This is a genomic window from Bacillus sp. 2CMS4F (genome assembly GCF_023161785.1).
GTDB lineage: Bacteria > Bacillota > Bacilli > Bacillales > Bacillaceae > Bacillus > Bacillus halotolerans.
Genome location: NZ_JALNTO010000006.1, coordinates 15754 through 32599, shown reverse-complemented (window position 1 = coordinate 32599; position 16846 = coordinate 15754). Strand labels below are relative to the sequence as shown.

Here is a 16846-nt window from a genome sequence, read left to right as displayed (position 1 = left end):
TCCTCCTTTCCTGATCAATATCATTCTTCTGTATCATCAGACTTCTTAAATTCATTTTCCTTTACGTTTTCAAACGGATCTGTTTTAGAGTGCGGTGAAACGGCTTGATAGCCAAGGCGTTTGCGGGCCTCCATCGCGTATTCTGCGTCTTGTCCGTGATCAACGTATTTTAAGTGAGTAGAAGAGAACGTTAATTCGTCCACATTTTCAGGAAGCATCAATTGATCATACTTCTCTTTTGTCAGCTTAGGAGCCTCATTTTGAGTCTTTTTCACCCAGCTGTTAAAGTCTTTTTCTGTTACAGCATTCACATCAAACTCTTGGTCGGCAAAATGTTCACCTGTGAAGTTCGCGTTGCGGCCTTCATAAGTTCCCACTTCATCAGCCTGTAAGTATTGATCCATCAGCATTCCTGCCATCGCGTATTTTTGTCCTCCAAGCTGAGGAATCCATAGCGATGCCATTGAATCTGCAGATGAGATTTTAAACAAGATCGGGCGGTCGACAGGAATGTTTAAGTAGTTGACCGTTTCAATATCCTGTTCAGGGTAGCTGAATACCCATTTCCAGTCTACCGAAGTAGCGTAAACAACAAGAGGCTCTTTATCCTTTGTTGCTTCAGGAGCTTTTTCTAACGAATATATCGTCTGTACGGTTGGCACAGAAAGTGCGATGACGATTAAAATTGGGATCACTGTCCAGACTACTTCTAAGAACGTGTTACCGTGAATTTCTGGGTTATAAGATCCATTATCTTTGCCTTTACGGTCGCGGTATTTTACTAAAATAATGGTAAATAGAACAAAGACGACCCCGACGATAAACAGCATAAATCCGATAGATAACAGGATTAAATCACTTTGCTGATCAGCCACAGGCCCTTTCGGATCTAGTACTGAGGCATTGCTGCATCCCCCAAGGACGAAAACCACAGTTAACAGCGCTAATACAAGTAACGGTTTTATTGCTCTGAACAAGAAGATCACCATCCTTCCTATTGATGTAATAAATCTGAAGTGCATACTTCCTCAAAATCTTTTCTCTACTTTGTTATGCTATCAAAAACTTCACTTATTAGCTTTATTTTTTTATAAACTTCAGCCCATTTTCGCTTAAATGTCATAAAATCGACAAAAATTGCTCCAACTTTATTCATATCTATCGCTTAAGATGAAAAGTTTCTAGTTATTTCCGCATATAAGTAAAGAAAGATGATGAAGAACTAATTCTACTGACAAATAAAGGTTTACCACAATAAAAAACCAAGGTCAATCAAAAATTTCATTTTGTTAAACTTTCTACAAGAGAATTAATTTTTCCTTGCCTAGCATCTTTTCACACGATTACCATTTTAACGCAACCAATATTGAAAGAAAAGGCTGAATAGAGCGGCGATATGCTCTGAACTGATCCCGCTTTTTTATTAGCACATTCAATTGTTTATCTTATACAAAAAGGAGGAATGATATAAGCAAATAAATTTAAAATAGGATGTGTTGCATGATGAGTTTCATAATTTCACTTATCGTCGCTATTATTATCGGATGGGTTGGCAGCCTGTTTGTAAAAGGAGATATGCCCGGAGGAATTATCGGGTCGATGATCGCAGGTCTTATCGGTGCCTGGATCGGCCACGGGCTGCTTGGAACATGGGGACCGCACCTTGCCGGATTTGCCATTATCCCGGCGATTATCGGTTCAGCCATTGTTGTATTTCTAGTAAGCCTCTTAGCAAGAAAAAGAGCATAAGAGCGACAGAGCCCAAAGCGTCACGTTTTGGGCTCTTTTTTCAATAGTAAAAAGCCTCTCCCTTAACGGTTGAGGCTTTTTACTTGTTTGACGCCTAAACAATGGATAAACCTGTTGAAGGCCTGTTTTCCTTCAGGTGTCTGTTTAAATACGCCGGCATGTTCAAGAATGCGTGCGAATACATGGCCAAGCTCTTCTTTTATAACCTGTTCCGCATTCTCTTTTGTTATGGTTCTTCTTTCCATCAGACGAAGAGCCCAATCCTTATGTTTAGCCGTCAGCTCATTTTCTTCTAATGCTGTTTTCGGATCAGCAGAGGACAGGGACGCTGCCGTTGCTTTCATTTCTTTCTGTAAACGGCCCGGCAAAATCGCTAAGCCCATAACCTCAATCAGGCCGATATTTTCTTTTTTAATATGATGAACCTCCTGATGAGGATGGAAGATTCCTAATGGATGCTCCTCATCCGTCCGATTGTTTCTCAGCACGATGTCGAGTTCATATGAGCCTCCCCTGCGTCTTGCAATCGGTGTGACCGTATTATGGGGCGTATCCCCTGTGAAGGCGGCTATGCCGGCTTTTTCATCGGAATATTGCTGCCATGCACGGAATATATGGTCCGCTGCCTCAGCGACAATATGCGGATCGTCTCCCTGAAGCCTGAGCACAGACATCGGCCATTTCACTAAGCCCAGTGACACGCCGGGATAACTGTTTAATTCATATCTGTCCGTCATTTCGGCACGCGCCATCGGAAAATCGTGCGCCCCGCCCTGAAAATGGTCGTGGCTTAGAATGCTGCCTCCGACAATCGGCAGGTCTGCGTTTGATCCGATAAAATAATGCGGATATTGCCCGAGGAATGAGAGCAGTCTTTCAAATGTCTTTTTGCTGATCTCCATCGGTTCATGCTCACCCTTTAAAACGATGCAATGCTCCGGATAATACACGTATGGCGAGAACTGCAAATACCATTGCTCGTCTCTGAGAATAACAGGAATCATTCTGTGATTCTGCCGGGCCGGATGGTTCACACTTCCCTCAAAGCCGACATTTTCCTTACAAAGTACACACGGCGGATAATTCGTCTGCGTCTGTTCTTTGGCAGCCGCAATCGCCTTCGGGTCCTTTTCGGGCTTTGACAGGTTAATTGTCATTTCCAGCTCGCCATATTCGGTCGGCACCGTCCAATGAACGTTTTTGGCGATTCTGTCAGACCTGATATAATAGACATCCTCTGCATACTGATAAAACTCTTTTGTCGCCTGTTTCGGTCCGTATAACGCCTTTGTCTCTTCAAACTTGCGGATGACCTCAGACGGAGGCGGGACAAAACAGCCCATCAGCTTTGCACTGAGCAAATCTCGATAGATGTCTGTATTTGCTTCTATACGGCCGGTTTCTGCCGCCCACTTGTAAATGGGAGAAAGCAAGTCAGGAAGACGCTTGCTCTGCTTAATGAGTGTGCTTGAGACCGGCTGGGGATGTTTGATGTCCAGCGCTTCATAAAGTCGGTTTCTCGTATATTCCTGATCCCAAATCGATATCAGCTTTCGTTCCAGCCCATACTCTATCAGCTGTTCCAGATGTTCAAAAATGCTCATGTGTCACTCCCCCTTTAATTCTCTCGCTCCTTCTCCAATATCAGCGACATAAAAATCCGCTTTCAGTCCTGTTTTTTCTTGATATTTGTCTCCAACCTTTTGGATAAAGTCATCAACAAATTCATCCTTTACAATACTGATCGTGCAGCCGCCGAAACCCGCTCCCGTCATTCTTGAGCCGATCACTCCTTCTTGCTCCCACGCTGCAAATACGAGCTCATCAAGTTCCGGGCATGTCACCTCGTAATCATCCTTCAATGAAAGGTGGGATTCCTTCATTAACCGCCCGATTTCCTGAATATTGTTTTCTTTAAACATGTCGGCTGTCTTGATGGCGCGGTGGTTTTCATATACGGCATGCTTTGCGCGGCGTCTGTTCGTTTCATTTTGGATCAGGCCAGAGTGAGCGTCGAAGTCAGAAGGCTTGATGTCGCCAAGTGATGTAATGTCGAGCTCCTTTTGCAGATCCAGGAATGCGTCACTGCACTCTTGGCGTCTCGCATTATAGCTTGAGTCCGCCAATGTCCTTTTTTTGTTCGTGTTCGCAATAACCAGCGCAAGCCCGGAGACATCGAGTTTGCTATATTCATAGTCCAGCGTATCGCAGTTCAGTAGGATCGCATGATGTTCTTTCCCCATTCCGATTGCGAATTGATCCATAATTCCGCAATTGACCCCGATAAATGTGTTTTCCGCATGCTGTGCCATTTTGACAAGCTCCAGCGCCTCGAGTTGAGGATGAAAATAGCTTTGGAGCACGACCGCCATCAGCAGCTCAATGGAAGCGGAAGATGAAAGCCCTGCCCCGTTTGGAATATTCCCTGAAAACACGATGTCAAAGCCATGCGGAATCGAATAACCCCTTTGCTGAAATTCATATATGACGCCTTTCGGATAATTGGCCCAGTCATCTTCTTTTTGATAACGGATGCCGTCAAGACTGCATTCCTTTATGCCGGCTTCCTGAAAGTTGTCCGAATACAATCTGACCAGCCCGTCTTTTCTTTCTGCAACAGCAGCATATGTACCCATGGTCAGCGCGCACGGAAACACGTGCCCGCCGTTATAATCTGTATGTTCTCCAATCAGATTCACTCTTCCCGGTGCGAAAAAAAACCGTAATCCCTCTTTCTCTCCGAATACACTTGCAAATATCCCCTTCAATTCTTCCCGCATGTGCATCACCTTTCATGGTTTTTATTTTTTGTTTCCCGGTCTTTCTGTAACGAAAACGGAAGATCATATGCTGCCGTCCCTGTCATACCCCTTCTTCTTTTGTCTTTTTAAAGACGAGCCATTTGCTTGCGACATAGTTGACGACAACAATCACCGCATTGTCGAGTATTTTGGCCAGCGTTTCATTTGTATGGAACTGTCCGACAAGGATGATCATCATGCCAAGGTCTATGCCGAGAGACAGCACACGAACGCTGAAAAAGGCAGTGAGCTCTTTCAGCAGGCTTTGCAGGTCATCAGTCTTCTGCTGAAACACATATACTTTATTTGTGATGTAAGCAAACAGAACAGACAAAATCCAAGCGGCTACTGTAGCAGCTTTATAATCCACATTCATGATCTCTACCAATATATAAAAGCTGGCGATATTCACGATTGTCGTGAAAACCCCCATAATGATATACATAATCATTTCTCTATACTTCACTGATGTTCCTCGCTTTCTGAAAAACTTTTCAAATTTCTTAGCTTTGCGTATTCGCGGTTAAAAGTAACAAAAACGGAAAGCGCGTCAAAAAAGCTGCGGAATGTGGCCGGATGGCCCAATACACGCGATTGTTTGATGATTCCGTCGAGCACCGCACATATTATTTTAGCCGTATATTCAGGATCAATACTGTCGTCAACCAGCTTTCTCTCCTTCAGCCAATGAATATATGACGTATTTTCTTCCACCCACAATTCGTATAGCCCTACATAAGCCTTGCATTTTTGGACAGCTTTAAAGGTCGGCATATTCATTGCAAACGAGGTGATGTCCCATGATGGTTTATTTTTATAGTAAGAAAACAGCAGCTCTGCGGCATGTTTTGCAGCCTCATGCAGCGTCAGCGGTTTCGCAGATGTCCGCTCGATTTCATCCAGGTAGCCGCTGATAATCTGTTTTTTCATTTGATGATTTTCGAAGATATGCTGCAGGAAGTCTTCCATGTTGTCAAAATGAACATAAAATGCGCCTTTACTGTACCCGGCAGCTCTGCTGATTTCTTCCACAGACACAGGGTCATACGCTCGGTCAATCAATAGATTCAGGCCAGCCTCTATAAATTTTTCAAATGTTTGCTCTCTTTTAATTTGAAATTTGTTTTTTTTCATATTTTTCTCCAGCCGATATGATTACCCTTATCTTACACCGGATCAATCTTTTGCGGTATTTATTTCTTTCCAGAGGTATGCTATTCGGTTGTTAAGGGGTCATATTTAATAGGCAATAGGATTTATTTTCATTTACATACTATCCAGTCAGTATTTAATTGTTTATTATTATAAATAAGGTCCATTGGTTATATTAGTCAATTTTTTAGGGAATAGGTAGGTGATTTTTCCTTCAGTTTGTGAACACCGAGCAACTATGTGTGAAATTTGTTGTACTCGCCTCATCATCGCACCGGCTTGTCTTTTATTGCCAGGATGTTGCAGGAAAACATTTTATACAATTGGAGGTTACTATGAAAACTCAAGTTAAAAAAGATTTGGACAAAGATTGGCATATGTTGATTCAAGAAGCTAGATCCCTTGGGTTAGGCATTCATGATGTGAGGCAGTTTTTAGAATCTGAAACAGCGATGAGAAAAACCAATCACAAAAAAACCGTCCGCCAAGACTAATCCGGACAGGCGGATCTTTTACCTCTGGCTTTTCTATCATCTGATCTGAGTTTTCACCATTTCCTCTATTCGATAGCTTATATACTGCGCCGATTTTGAGGACAAACGGTGTTTCAGCCTAAAATATGACAGACAGCTGGTGATGCGGTCACCTCTTGGCACATGCATTGTCATAAAGAGGTGATGCGAACATGAAACCGGACTTTAGAAAAAGAGCAGCTTTGCATAGGCTGCAATTGGTGAGGTTTTGAAAGCAAACTTGTTTATATGCGGCAGCTGGAAAACCTTCGCCCGTTTTATACCCCCGCGTCTTATCTTCACGTTTCCTGCTTTTTTCGTCCACTTTATGATCCTGAAGAATAAATCAGACTTTCTGTACATACCTATTGGTGTACCTTTATGCTTATTTTTCAGCAGAATAAAAGGAGGAAAGCCATGTACAGATCGCAAGCTGATTACCAAAAGATTGCTGGGTCTCCATCTTTTCAAGCCTTTTTGAAGCAGAAACGGGCCTTTATTGTTCCAACTGCGATTTTCTTTTTTGTCTTTTATTTTTCACTCCCAGTTTTAACGTCTTATTTCACCTTTTTGAATACTCCGGCAGTTGGTGCTGTTTCATGGGCTTGGCTGTTTGCCATCGCTCAATTCGCTATGACGTGGACACTCTGTACGGTGTATTCCCGAAAGGCAGCTCGTTACGACCAATTTGTAAACGCTTTAAAAGAAGAGCTGAAGGGTGAACAGACATGAACCTGACAGCGTTTCTGTTATTTGTAGCGATTGTCAGTCTAACGCTTGTGATTACGTATTTTGCCGCGAAACAAACGAAAACGACGAGTGAGTTTTATACGGCCGGCGGCGGGCTCACCGGTGTTCAGAATGGACTGGCAATTGCCGGCGACTACATGTCTGCCGCGTCGTTCCTCGGCATTGCCGGAATGATTGCGTTATATGGGTTCGACGGATTTTTTTACAGCATCGGTTTTCTTGTCGCTTATCTCGTTGTCCTCTATATCGTGGCGGAGCCGCTTCGGAATCTCGGAAAGTATACGATGGCGGACATGATTGCGGCGCGTTTTAAAGAAAAGAAGATCCGCGGTGTCGCCGCTCTCAATACCATCGCCATCTCTACCTTTTATATGATCGCTCAGCTCGTGGGGGCAGGGGCGCTGATTAAACTGCTGCTCGGGCTCGATTATACCGCGGCCGTTCTGATTGTCGGAGTGCTCATGACCATTTATGTCGTGTTCGGCGGAATGATCGCGACGAGCTGGGTTCAGATTATCAAAGCCGTTTTGCTGATGGCCGGCACCCTCGTCATCTCCATCATCGTTTTTTCTAAATTCGGTTTTAACCTTAATACAATGTTTGAGCAAATGAAAACCGCTACTCCGCTTGGCGCTGATTTTTTAAATCCAGGGAACAAATACAAGGTCCCGCTTGAAACCCTGTCGCTGAATTTGGCACTTGTGCTGGGGACCGCCGGCCTTCCGCATATCTTAATTCGCTTTTATACAGTTAAGGATGCCAAAACTGCCCGGGCATCAGTCGTTTCAGCAACATGGATCATCGGTGTGTTTTACATTATGACGGTATTTCTCGGATTCGGCGCGGCCGCGTTTGTCGGTTTTGACGCGATTACAGCGGCCGATCCAGCGGGAAACATGGCGGCGCCGCTTCTGGCTAAAGCACTCGGGGGAGATTTCTTGTTCGCGTTTGTATCAGCCATCGCCTTTGCCACGATTTTGGCAGTGGTGACAGGCTTGGTGCTGTCTGCCGCTTCAGCGTTTGCCCATGATATCTACAGCCAGATTATCAGAAAAGGAGAAGCAACTGAGAAAGAACAGATGAAAGCGGCCAGATGGGCATCTGTCGCCGTGTCAGTGCTGTCTATCATTCTTGCGATTTTTGCTCAATCCTTAAATGTCGCCTTTCTTGTCGCATTGGCATTTGCCGTTGCCGCCAGCGCAAACCTTCCGCTGATTGTGTTTACTGTGTTTTGGAAAAGATTCAATGCCTCAGGCGCATTATGGGGCAGCCTGACTGGGCTGATCAGTGCTCTTGTCCTCGTGTCGATGAGCCCGAGTGTGTGGGACCCGGCCGGAGGTGCTATTTTTGTAGGCGAGCCGCTTATCCCGCTGTCTAATCCGGGCATCATTTCGATTCCGCTCGGCTTCCTCGGTGCGTGGCTTGGAACGCTTATGTCTTCTGATAAAACGGCTAATGAAGATACATTTGCAGAAATACAGGTGAAGGCGCATACGGGAATTCATATGGATCAGGATTAAAAAAAGCTCTCTAAACAGATTTTTGTTTAGAGAGCTTTCTTAGGTTACGTTTTCTGTTGTTCCTGAGAAATCGCGTTTTCAAATACTTCCTTGCCGGCTGCTCCCGGAATCACGGTGTCGCCGATGACAAAGGTTGGTACGGCTGTAATGTCAGCTTCTTCATAGGCGTGCTTCAGAGCTTGCCGCTGCACGTCCTGATATGTTCTTGCTTCCAGCGCAGCTTTGAATAATGCTCCGTCTAAGCCAACTTCCTCCGCCAGCTTCGTCAAGATATCAATCTCCCCGATGTTTTGGCCCTCTTGGAAAAATGCTGCAAATACACGGGTATTGTACTCATGTCCTTTGTTGTATTCTTTGGCAAAGTGAAAGCCTTCAAAAGCCAAGTCTGTATATGGGTGAGGCGAGACGTTTGGAAATTTGATATCGACTCCCAATTTCTCCGCCATCGGTCTGATCGAGGTTTGCCACATATACTTCTTGGAAGGGTCGTTTACAGGATCAAGCTGCGGTGAAGGACTTGGACGCAATTCAAACGGCATCCACTCGACTTCAACATCCTTTCCTTTTATCGCCTCTTCAAAAGCGGCTTTTCCAATGAAACAAAATGGGCAGACGTAATCTGAATAAACTTTTATTTGTACTGTCATGATTGTCTCCTTTCGTATAGGTTGATTTTAAACTGTAACAATAAAAGTTACAACTGTTTTTTAAAAAAGAAGCCTGCATGGCTTCCTTTTACGATTCAAGCAACCGCTGAGCGATATATTCTCCTTTTTTACACCCGCCGGGAATTGCATATAAAGCAGAACCAATCGTTTGCGTATATTCATTTAACGCATCCTTTGCCGAAAGTGCCTTCAGCATGGGAATGAACTGATTGTCGGGATTTTTTTGAAAGCTGATAAACAGGAGACCTGCATCCATATAACCGGTTTTGGAGTCAATGCCTTCCGTGTAAGAAAAAGCTCTTCGCAAAATTTGTTTCCCTGTAGATTTCGCAAGGCTGACGTGCGAATTTGACGGAATTTGATTCAGCTTGACGGGGTCTGTTTCCTTTTTTTGGCCAAAAGGCGCCCCGGAGCTTTTTCTGCGGCCGAAAGTATCCTCTTGATCCTTCAGGGAAGAGCGGTCCCAAATTTCAAGGAACATTTTGATTTTCCGAAAAGCCATATAAGTTCCGCCTGTCATCCAGTCAGGCTCGCCAGACTGAATCCACACGATCGAGTTCATCAATGTGTCATCCTTGGTGCTTTGGTTCCCTGTTCCATCTTTAAACCCAAATAGATTGCGCGGCGTTTCTCCATTTTTGCCCCCGCTTAAAAAGCCTTTGTTTATAAAGCGGACTTCACAGGTTCCCACCGCTTGATTCAGCAGGTTTCGCAGCGCGTGAAACGCCACTTGTTCATCATCTGCGCATACTTGGATGCAGATGTCTCCGTTTCCCTGCTTCGCATCGAGATTGTCATTCGGCATCGCCGGAAGAGCAGCAAGGTGTTTCGGTTTCTTGCCTTTCAGTCCGAAACGATCCTTTCCATCTTTTTCGAAAAAGTCAGGCCCGAAGCCAAAAGTAACCGTTAAGTTGGAAGGCGGTAAATCAGCCGATTCACCCGTATCCTGCGGCGGCAGATATTGATTTTTCTGCTCGCTCGACATTTTGTTTCCTGACGTCAGCATTTGTGTCAGGCTGGTCCAGTTTCTGAATAACGTGATGATAGCGCTTTTCTCCTTCGCCGTCACATCAAGCGCGGCAAAATACACGTACGTCTGATGGGCAGTGGTGATTCCGGCCTGATGCTTTCCGTAAAATGGAACAACCTGGTCATCCTCTTTTTCGTCCTTCTTCGATGGCTTAGCCGCGGTCTGAACAAGCGGAGCGAGACCGCCGAGGCCGCTGGCGCCAATCGCCACGGCCGCCCCAGCCATCGCTCCCCATTTTAAAATGTCCCGTCTGTGAATTTGTTCTGGCTTTTTCTGTTCATCGCTCATGCTGTTACAAAACTCCTTTTATAGCACATTCGCAATCTTCGACATGGTTTCAGAAAGAGTCGTCAGCTTTGTGCTCAGCTCTCTGATTTGATCTTCACTTAATTTATCATAAGACGTATAGGCCTGATCATTCGTTTTGTATTTTGCCATTAAAACTTCAAATTCGCTGAATTCGGTATCCAGCTTTTCCGTCAGATCAGAGTGGTCTTTTACGAGCGCGCTTTTCACAGTTTGATACACAGCCTCGGAGCCTTCAACATTTGCCATAAGATCGACTAAATCGATTCGTGAGTAGCGCTCCTCTTCACCCGTAATTTTAGAAATACCTGCTTCGTTCAGAAGCTCCATCGCGCCAGCCACAATTTGTTCAGGCGTTAATGTCAATGATTCAATCGAACCGTCAAGCTCTTTTACATCCTTGACAAGCTGGTCAGCCGTTGCCTTTTCCCCGGAAATATTTTTATCCTTCCAAATGGCTTTCTCAAGCTTGTGGAACCCTGTCCATTTGTCTCCTTCTTCTACATCGTTTTCACGGGCATCAATTTTCGGGTCAAGATCTCCGAGGCTTTCGGCAATCGGTTCAATTCTTTCGTAATAGACGCGCGCTTTCGCATATAACGTCTTTGATTTTTCAATATCGCCTGCCTTCACGGCAGCTGTAAATGCTTCAGTCGCCTTCACAAGCTGATCGCTCTGCTCTTTGACGTAGTCTTTATATTCATCTGCCGCTTTTGCCAGCTGATCGCTTGCCTTTTTGCTGCTCTTCTTCGCTTCTGTCAGGTCTTCTAAGGACGCTTTCAGTGACTCGGATTCTGTCTTGATTTTGTCTGTATCCGGTTTGGCTTTTTGTGCTTCTGTGTAGATTGGCTGAAGATGCTTTTCGATTTCTGTGTATTCGAACGGATAGTCGCTGCGAATATCATTTTCAAAAGAAAGCCAGTAGCTGTTTAATTCTTTCCCCTTCTTTTGTATCTCTTTTTGATCGGCTTTTTCAGCTGATTCATTCAGTTCGGAAATCATGTTCTCCATTTTATCAACGGAAGCTGCGATCTCTTTGCTTACTCCGCTTTTATCAGATGACGCTTTTTCTTTAGTTGACGAAGTGTCATTGGCTCCGCATCCCGCACACAGTGCAAGGATGCATCCGGCTGTTACAGCAATCTTTGTGATATTCATTTTGTCAGTTCCTTTCCGTTTGTATAATGTTTTGCCGCTTCTGAGATAAGCGCAATCAGTAAAAATAGCAAAATCAGCAATTGCGGAATCGTACTGTACACGGACGGATAAATTCCGAGAACGGACACAGACGGCAGCCAGCTTTCTGCGTCAGACGGAAGAATCCCCGCGAGCTGCAGGCTGTGGACGCCCGTTCCGAGAAATTTCACGCACATATACAGGACAACCGCCATTGACAGCAGAAAAAACGGCTTCAATGGAATGCGCATTCCGAGCTTCATCATAAGAACACCGACGATGACGAGAACGACAAGCCCCGCGGCTGTCCCGCCGATCAGCTCAGTGAGAGAGAGCTTTCCAACAAGGCCGATGAAAAAGATGACTGTTTCTAGCCCTTCCCTCACGACTGCCAGAAATGCAATGAGCGCAAAGGAAAGCAGGCTTCGTTTTTTCAGCGCCTGTGATTTCTGGATATTGATTTTTTCTCTCCACTTGTCCATCGAGGCGTTTCTATGCAGCCACACCCCGACATACAAAAGCATGACAGCGGACAGCAAGCCGGTGATTCCGCCTAGCAAGAAATTGTTTTCTCCGAATACATTCGAGGAGAACAGGAGGGTGACGCCGATTCCGGCTGCTAAGGAAACGAACATGCCTGCTGACGCGCCGCCCCAGATCCAAGCGGAAGAACGGGTGACACGGGCTTTTTTTGTCATGGTCAAAAGCGCCCCGATGACAAGCAGCGCCTCCATTCCTTCTCGAATTGGGATCAAGGCCGCGTCCCACCAGCTGTAGCTGCTCGAAGCAATCGGCTCAAGCAATTGAATCATTTCGTCAATCTGTTTTATGACCTGATCGGGATGGCTGTCGATTTCAGCCTTCATGAGTGCCAGATTTTCCTCCGATGTGGTATACGCTTCTTTGGATTGAGATACGACGTCTCCTTCTACGGCCAGCCAAGATGTGATTAAGTTGTCGATAGCGGCTGACGCTTCACCCATCTGTTTTTTTTCTATCAATTGTTTTGTGTCTTTTAAGCTTTGAATATAGGCTGTTAAGGACGTCCTTGATTGACCCGAGGATGCCTTCTTCAGTACAACAGCCTGCTGGTAGGTTTCTAAGTGAGAAGAAAGCTCTTCAAGCTGTGTTTCGAGTTTGTTCGCGTCTTGATTAATGAAAGAAAGAGAAATCATAGCGATATTCGAGTCCATTTTGCTGTGGGATGAAAGGTTTTCCTTCTTAATAGATGGTTCTTCCTTTTTCCACGCCGATTTGAAGGTCTCAAATGTTTGCTGTGCGGCATCTATATCTCCGTCTCGTACAGATTTGATCATTTGCTTGTTTAATTCAAGCAGGGAAGCAATCGGATCATTTTCCGCATGCACCGCCGAACCGAAAAACATCAACAAGCTGAGTAATATAAGTGTCAGCCCCCGTGCCATCATGTTCCTCCTATAATTGAAAATGATTATCATTGTATATCATAATCATAGCCAGTTCCCGATCTTTGTCAATGAAAATTTGAAGGTCTGAAAACCTTGGCGGAACAGCAAAAAGGCTGCCCTTTATAGGACAGCCTTTTGAAGGCAAATCGGGTTATCTTCCGGTCTTATATGTGTGAATAACATCGTAAAATTTGCGTGCGGCTTCTTCCGGATCCTCCGTCAGACTGATTGCGCTGATCATACTGACACCATCAGCCCCCGCTTCGATGACGGGAGCGGCATTTTCTATTGTGATGCCGCCGATGCCGACAATCGGAATGCTGATGCCTTGACGTCTCACCGCTTCAATCAGAGACACACCCTGTACAGCTCTCGTATCCTTTTTCGTTTCCGTCGGATAGATCGGCCCGAGACCGACATAATCTGCTCCATCCTCCTCGGCTTGCTTCACCTCAGACATCGTATGGGCGGACACGCCAAGAATCATATCGCCAATGGCGTCACGGACTTCTTTTGCTTTCGCATCCTCTTGGCCGATGTGCACACCGTCTGCCTTCAGCATCAGTGCCAGCTCCACATCATCATTGACAATAAAAGGGACTCCGGCTTCACGGCATGCCGCCTGAACCTTTGCGGCGAAGGCAATCCTTTCCTCTCCTGTCAATGCGCCCTCGCCCTTTTCACGAAACTGGTACAGAGTGGCACCGCCTTTTAATGCGTTTTGCACGACTGCCACAGGATCGGCTTTCGTATTGTTTGAACCCATAATGAAGTAAACAGATAATAGCTCTTTCATCATTTCCCGAGAAATACGTGTCATGAGACTGTCACCCTTTCTATTGTCGCTAGCTCTAGTACATCCTGTTCAGAGACAGAAGACAGCTTGTTCAGCAATTCTATCTGAAAACTCCCCGGACCTTTGTCAGCTGTCTGGTGCGCGGCAAGCTGAGCCGCAACACCATATGAGGAAATCGCAGCGATGGCAGCGAATAACGGATTTTTTTCCACTGCACAAAATGCACCGACAACTGAAGTCAGAAGACATCCAGCGCCTGTCACCTTCGTCAGCAGCTTGTGGCCGTTATGAAGAGTGTATACGTTAGATGCGTCGGCAATTACATCGACTTCCCCAGTAATCGCAATGACCGTGTTCAGTTTTTGCGCCGCCTGTTGAGCCAGACGGATGCTGTCGCCTCCGCCTTCACCGGCATCGACTCCTTTGATCATCCAATCCGAAACACCGACGGTATGTGCAATTTCCGCGGTATTTCCCCTGATCGCAGAGAGGCGCACCTCACGAATCATCTCACGTGCCGATTCAGTGCGGAACGGTGTCGCTCCAGCACCGACGGGATCAAGAATGACGGGTACGCCATGTTCATTCGCTGATTTACCCGCAATGATCATAGCTTCGACGGTTTCTTTGCTTAGCGTTCCGATATTTAAAACGAGCGCACCCGCGATTTTCGCCATGTCGGCGACCTCTTCCTTCGCATAAGCCATTACGGGTGATGCACCGAGGGCGAGCAGGCCGTTCGCTGTAAAATTTGTCACAACATTGTTTGTTATACTGTGCACCAGAGGGCTATGCTTCCGGACGGCTGTTAGACGTTTTGCTGCTGATTGTGCATCCATATTAGCATCATCCTTTACTCTCTCTTTTTTTCGGATCCCACAAATACGATTTCGTATGTTCAAGCCAAGCTCTTGCCGCAAAGGACAAATAGCGGTCCTTTCTCCATATAATCGCAAGATGCCAAGGGATGACCGGATCGACAAGCGGAATGACTTTGACCTTTTCCGGATCAAGGCCGCGGCATATGCGTTCCGGCAAAAGTCCAATCCCCAGGTTGGCTGACACCATCTCACTGATAAAATCCCATTGTGAGGTTTCGTAAATGATATGGGGCCGGAATCCGGCCTTGATACATTCCATCATAATTCGATTGTGGAGAACAAAATCCTCCCTGAAGAAAATAAAAGGCTCTTCCTTCAAATCCTGTAATCGGCTCTCTTTCTCACCCGCCAGCCGGTGGGAAGGGTGTACGACAAGCATTAATGTTTCTTTTACGATCGTAAATGAATGAAAAATGTCTTCGTTTGCGGGGAGAACAACAACACCGATGTCAAGAGAACCGTCCCCAACGCCTTCTTGGACTTTGATAGAGCCGTCCTCAACAAGCTGAAAGGTCACATTCGGATAATTTTCCCGAAAATCGCCGAGCACTCTCGGGAAAAAACCTGAGCCGATCATCGGCGGCAGTCCGATTCGCACATGCCCCTTCTTGACCTCCATAATATCATTTAACTCGGATGTCAGGTTTTGAAATGATTTAATGATTTCCTGCGCCTGCACATACATGCTATGGCCGGCGTCCGTCAGCTCCACCTGTCTGCCGTTTCGATAAAAAAGCTCGATCCCAAGCTCTGCTTCTAAATTTTTGATCATTTTCGATATCGTCGGCTGGGAAACATAAAGTGATTGGGACGCCTTCGTAAAACTTTTCAGACGGGCGACCTCCAGAAAGTATGTTAAATGGCGGATATCCATGAACTTCACCTCTTCTATAGACAAAAGGAATACTTATTATGCTTTATATATATTTTACCTATAGAGAGACCTTATGTACAATATGAATATAAGGGAGGCATCAATATGAAAAAACTGTTGCTAACCGTTATTCAAATCGCTCTGTTATTTATATTTGCTCGGCTGATTAATTGGGTGACAGCCCTTCTTCATATAAATATTCCCGGCAGTATAATTGGGATTGTGATTCTTTTCACATTATTACACTTTAAAATCATCAAGCTTGAATGGATAGAGCTTGGCGCGGCGTGGCTTCTTGGGGAGCTGCTTTTATTTTTTATCCCGTCTGCCGTCGGAGTGATTGAATACGGAGACATTATGTCAAAATTCGGTGTCAGCATTTTGCTTGTTGTCATCATCAGCACGTTTGTCGTGATGGTGTCCACAGGAACGCTTACACAAATCATTGCGAAAAGAAAGGAGAAAAAACATACGTGTTCATCGGAATTGTAAGTTTGTTATTAACGGTTTTGGTGTATGTAGGAGCAAAAAAAGTATATTCGCGTTTTCCGCGAGTCTATACGTCGCCGCTATTGGTGACGCCCGCTGTGTTAGTCGGTCTGCTGCTGCTGGTGAATGTCCCGTACGAGACATATAATCTCGGCGGTGAAGTGCTGACCGATATGCTTCAGCCGGCTACCGTGGCATTTGCGATCCCGCTTTATAAATATTTCCCTGTTTTAAAGAAATACGCAGTGGAAATTATTTTAAACGTCGCCTTCGGCTCATGCATCGCGATTATTTCTACAGCTCTTATTGCGAAATGGCTTCACCTCGGAACCGGCTTGATTGACAGCCTCGTTCCAAGATCAGTGACAACGCCGATCGCGATGAACGTATCTGAAATGATCGGCGGAATGCCTGCGGTCACAGCTATATTTGTCATTTTGACTGCATTGTTCGGCACCGTCATCGGGCCGATGGTCATCCGCTATTTCCGCATTGATAACGAAATTGCGCGGGGCGTGCTGCTCGGCACAAGCGCACATGGAGCGGGCACATCCAAAGCATTTGAGCTTAGCTCAGTGTCCGGCACGATTTCCAGTGTGTCGATGATCTTAGCTGCGATCATGACGCTTTGCGCGGCGCCGTTTTTGCTTTCATTTATGTAGGAAGAAAAAACTGTCCTGGCAAGGGCAGTTTTTTTGTGTCTCCTTCCATTGAA

At 45.5% G+C, this 16846-nt stretch carries 18 protein-coding genes; 6 read left to right on the top strand and 12 right to left on the bottom strand.

Features of this window, described 5'->3' with window-relative positions:
• Window positions 1-20: 20 nt before the first annotated feature.
• Window positions 21-986 (bottom strand): cytochrome aa3 quinol oxidase subunit II, encoded by a 966-nt coding sequence (gene qoxA, locus MTN95_RS10620; protein ID WP_081638380.1) that lies wholly within the window; start codon window positions 984-986, stop codon window positions 21-23.
• Window positions 987-1503: 517 nt separating this feature from the next.
• Between qoxA and MTN95_RS10615 the strand changes: the two genes are divergently transcribed.
• On the top strand, window positions 1504-1749 hold the full coding sequence (locus MTN95_RS10615) for a GlsB/YeaQ/YmgE family stress response membrane protein (RefSeq protein ID WP_248338212.1): 246 nt from the start codon (window positions 1504-1506) through the stop codon (window positions 1747-1749).
• Between the two features lie 62 nt (window positions 1750-1811).
• Here MTN95_RS10615 and galT read toward each other — a convergent pair whose 3' ends face one another.
• The 4 genes from galT to MTN95_RS10595 form a co-directional block, all read right to left on the bottom strand.
• On the bottom strand, window positions 1812-3353 hold the full coding sequence (gene galT, locus MTN95_RS10610; protein WP_248338100.1) for a UDP-glucose--hexose-1-phosphate uridylyltransferase: 1542 nt from the start codon (window positions 3351-3353) through the stop codon (window positions 1812-1814).
• Between the two features lie 3 nt (window positions 3354-3356).
• Entirely contained in the window at window positions 3357-4529 is a 1173-nt protein-coding gene (locus tag MTN95_RS10605; RefSeq protein WP_202853339.1) for a galactokinase, read from the bottom strand.
• A gap of 82 nt (window positions 4530-4611) precedes the next feature.
• Window positions 4612-4995 carry a GtrA family protein gene (locus MTN95_RS10600; RefSeq protein WP_024123295.1) on the bottom strand — a complete coding sequence of 128 codons (384 nt, stop codon included), beginning with the start codon at window positions 4993-4995 and terminating at the stop codon, window positions 4612-4614.
• A gap of 17 nt (window positions 4996-5012) precedes the next feature.
• The gene (locus tag MTN95_RS10595; RefSeq protein WP_105954454.1) at window positions 5013-5684 is read right to left on the bottom strand and encodes a TetR/AcrR family transcriptional regulator; all 672 of its coding nucleotides are present in this window, start codon (window positions 5682-5684) and stop codon (window positions 5013-5015) included.
• Window positions 5685-6037: 353 nt separating this feature from the next.
• Between MTN95_RS10595 and slrA the strand changes: the two genes are divergently transcribed.
• The 3 genes from slrA to MTN95_RS10580 all read left to right on the top strand — a co-directional run bounded on the left by slrA (window position 6038) and on the right by MTN95_RS10580 (window position 8484).
• Window positions 6038-6196: a transcriptional regulator SlrA gene (slrA, locus tag MTN95_RS10590; RefSeq protein ID WP_105954455.1), complete on the top strand. Its 159-nt coding sequence runs from the start codon at window positions 6038-6040 to the stop codon at window positions 6194-6196.
• Between the two features lie 435 nt (window positions 6197-6631).
• A complete protein-coding gene (locus MTN95_RS10585; protein WP_024123298.1) occupies window positions 6632-6946 on the top strand; it encodes a DUF485 domain-containing protein in 315 nt (104 codons plus the stop codon).
• On the top strand, window positions 6943-8484 hold the full coding sequence (locus tag MTN95_RS10580; protein WP_248338097.1) for a solute symporter family protein: 1542 nt from the start codon (window positions 6943-6945) through the stop codon (window positions 8482-8484). Before MTN95_RS10585 ends, MTN95_RS10580 begins: the two co-directional genes overlap by 4 nt.
• Before the next feature lie 44 nt (window positions 8485-8528).
• Here the strand turns inward: MTN95_RS10580 and MTN95_RS10575 are convergent, their stop codons facing one another.
• From MTN95_RS10575 to cidR, 7 genes are all read right to left on the bottom strand, one after another.
• The gene (locus tag MTN95_RS10575) at window positions 8529-9131 is read right to left on the bottom strand and encodes a DsbA family oxidoreductase (protein ID WP_095712732.1); all 603 of its coding nucleotides are present in this window, start codon (window positions 9129-9131) and stop codon (window positions 8529-8531) included.
• Between the two features lie 88 nt (window positions 9132-9219).
• The gene (gene efeB, locus MTN95_RS10570) at window positions 9220-10470 is read right to left on the bottom strand and encodes an iron uptake transporter deferrochelatase/peroxidase subunit (protein ID WP_105954458.1); all 1251 of its coding nucleotides are present in this window, start codon (window positions 10468-10470) and stop codon (window positions 9220-9222) included.
• A gap of 18 nt (window positions 10471-10488) precedes the next feature.
• Window positions 10489-11646, bottom strand: coding sequence for an iron uptake system protein EfeO (gene efeO, locus MTN95_RS10565; RefSeq protein WP_227598547.1), 1158 nt, complete (start codon window positions 11644-11646; stop codon window positions 10489-10491).
• The gene (locus MTN95_RS10560; RefSeq protein WP_227598546.1) at window positions 11643-13088 is read right to left on the bottom strand and encodes an FTR1 family protein; all 1446 of its coding nucleotides are present in this window, start codon (window positions 13086-13088) and stop codon (window positions 11643-11645) included. Before MTN95_RS10560 ends, efeO begins: the two co-directional genes overlap by 4 nt.
• A 154-nt stretch (window positions 13089-13242) precedes the next feature.
• The gene (gene thiE, locus MTN95_RS10555) at window positions 13243-13911 is read right to left on the bottom strand and encodes a thiamine phosphate synthase (RefSeq protein WP_105954461.1); all 669 of its coding nucleotides are present in this window, start codon (window positions 13909-13911) and stop codon (window positions 13243-13245) included.
• Window positions 13908-14726 carry a hydroxyethylthiazole kinase gene (gene thiM / locus MTN95_RS10550; RefSeq protein WP_105954462.1) on the bottom strand — a complete coding sequence of 273 codons (819 nt, stop codon included), beginning with the start codon at window positions 14724-14726 and terminating at the stop codon, window positions 13908-13910. Before thiM ends, thiE begins: the two co-directional genes overlap by 4 nt.
• 7 nt (window positions 14727-14733) lie before the next feature.
• Entirely contained in the window at window positions 14734-15642 is a 909-nt protein-coding gene (gene cidR, locus MTN95_RS10545) for a cidABC operon transcriptional activator CidR (RefSeq protein ID WP_010332370.1), read from the bottom strand.
• A gap of 105 nt (window positions 15643-15747) precedes the next feature.
• Between cidR and MTN95_RS10540 the strand changes: the two genes are divergently transcribed.
• Both MTN95_RS10540 and MTN95_RS10535 read left to right on the top strand, forming a co-directional pair.
• On the top strand, window positions 15748-16134 hold the full coding sequence (locus tag MTN95_RS10540; protein WP_003222205.1) for a CidA/LrgA family holin-like protein: 387 nt from the start codon (window positions 15748-15750) through the stop codon (window positions 16132-16134).
• The gene (locus MTN95_RS10535) at window positions 16116-16793 is read left to right on the top strand and encodes a CidB/LrgB family autolysis modulator (RefSeq protein WP_105954463.1); all 678 of its coding nucleotides are present in this window, start codon (window positions 16116-16118) and stop codon (window positions 16791-16793) included. Before MTN95_RS10540 ends, MTN95_RS10535 begins: the two co-directional genes overlap by 19 nt.
• Window positions 16794-16846 lie beyond the last annotated feature (53 nt).

Coding starts and splice junctions, on each gene's coding strand:
- MTN95_RS10615 (WP_248338212.1), top strand. CDS start 1,504: ATGAGTTTCATAATTTCACTTATCGTCGCTATTATTATCGGATGGGTT.
- galT (WP_248338100.1), bottom strand. CDS start 3,353: ATGAGCATTTTTGAACATCTGGAACAGCTGATAGAGTATGGGCTGGAA.
- MTN95_RS10605 (WP_202853339.1), bottom strand. CDS start 4,529: ATGCGGGAAGAATTGAAGGGGATATTTGCAAGTGTATTCGGAGAGAAA.
- MTN95_RS10600 (WP_024123295.1), bottom strand. CDS start 4,995: ATGTATATCATTATGGGGGTTTTCACGACAATCGTGAATATCGCCAGC.
- MTN95_RS10595 (WP_105954454.1), bottom strand. CDS start 5,684: ATGAAAAAAAACAAATTTCAAATTAAAAGAGAGCAAACATTTGAAAAA.
- slrA (WP_105954455.1), top strand. CDS start 6,038: ATGAAAACTCAAGTTAAAAAAGATTTGGACAAAGATTGGCATATGTTG.
- MTN95_RS10585 (WP_024123298.1), top strand. CDS start 6,632: ATGTACAGATCGCAAGCTGATTACCAAAAGATTGCTGGGTCTCCATCT.
- MTN95_RS10580 (WP_248338097.1), top strand. CDS start 6,943: ATGAACCTGACAGCGTTTCTGTTATTTGTAGCGATTGTCAGTCTAACG.
- MTN95_RS10575 (WP_095712732.1), bottom strand. CDS start 9,131: ATGACAGTACAAATAAAAGTTTATTCAGATTACGTCTGCCCATTTTGT.
- efeB (WP_105954458.1), bottom strand. CDS start 10,470: ATGAGCGATGAACAGAAAAAGCCAGAACAAATTCACAGACGGGACATT.
- efeO (WP_227598547.1), bottom strand. CDS start 11,646: ATGAATATCACAAAGATTGCTGTAACAGCCGGATGCATCCTTGCACTG.
- MTN95_RS10560 (WP_227598546.1), bottom strand. CDS start 13,088: ATGGCACGGGGGCTGACACTTATATTACTCAGCTTGTTGATGTTTTTC.
- thiE (WP_105954461.1), bottom strand. CDS start 13,911: ATGACACGTATTTCTCGGGAAATGATGAAAGAGCTATTATCTGTTTAC.
- thiM (WP_105954462.1), bottom strand. CDS start 14,726: ATGGATGCACAATCAGCAGCAAAACGTCTAACAGCCGTCCGGAAGCAT.
- cidR (WP_010332370.1), bottom strand. CDS start 15,642: ATGGATATCCGCCATTTAACATACTTTCTGGAGGTCGCCCGTCTGAAA.
- MTN95_RS10540 (WP_003222205.1), top strand. CDS start 15,748: ATGAAAAAACTGTTGCTAACCGTTATTCAAATCGCTCTGTTATTTATA.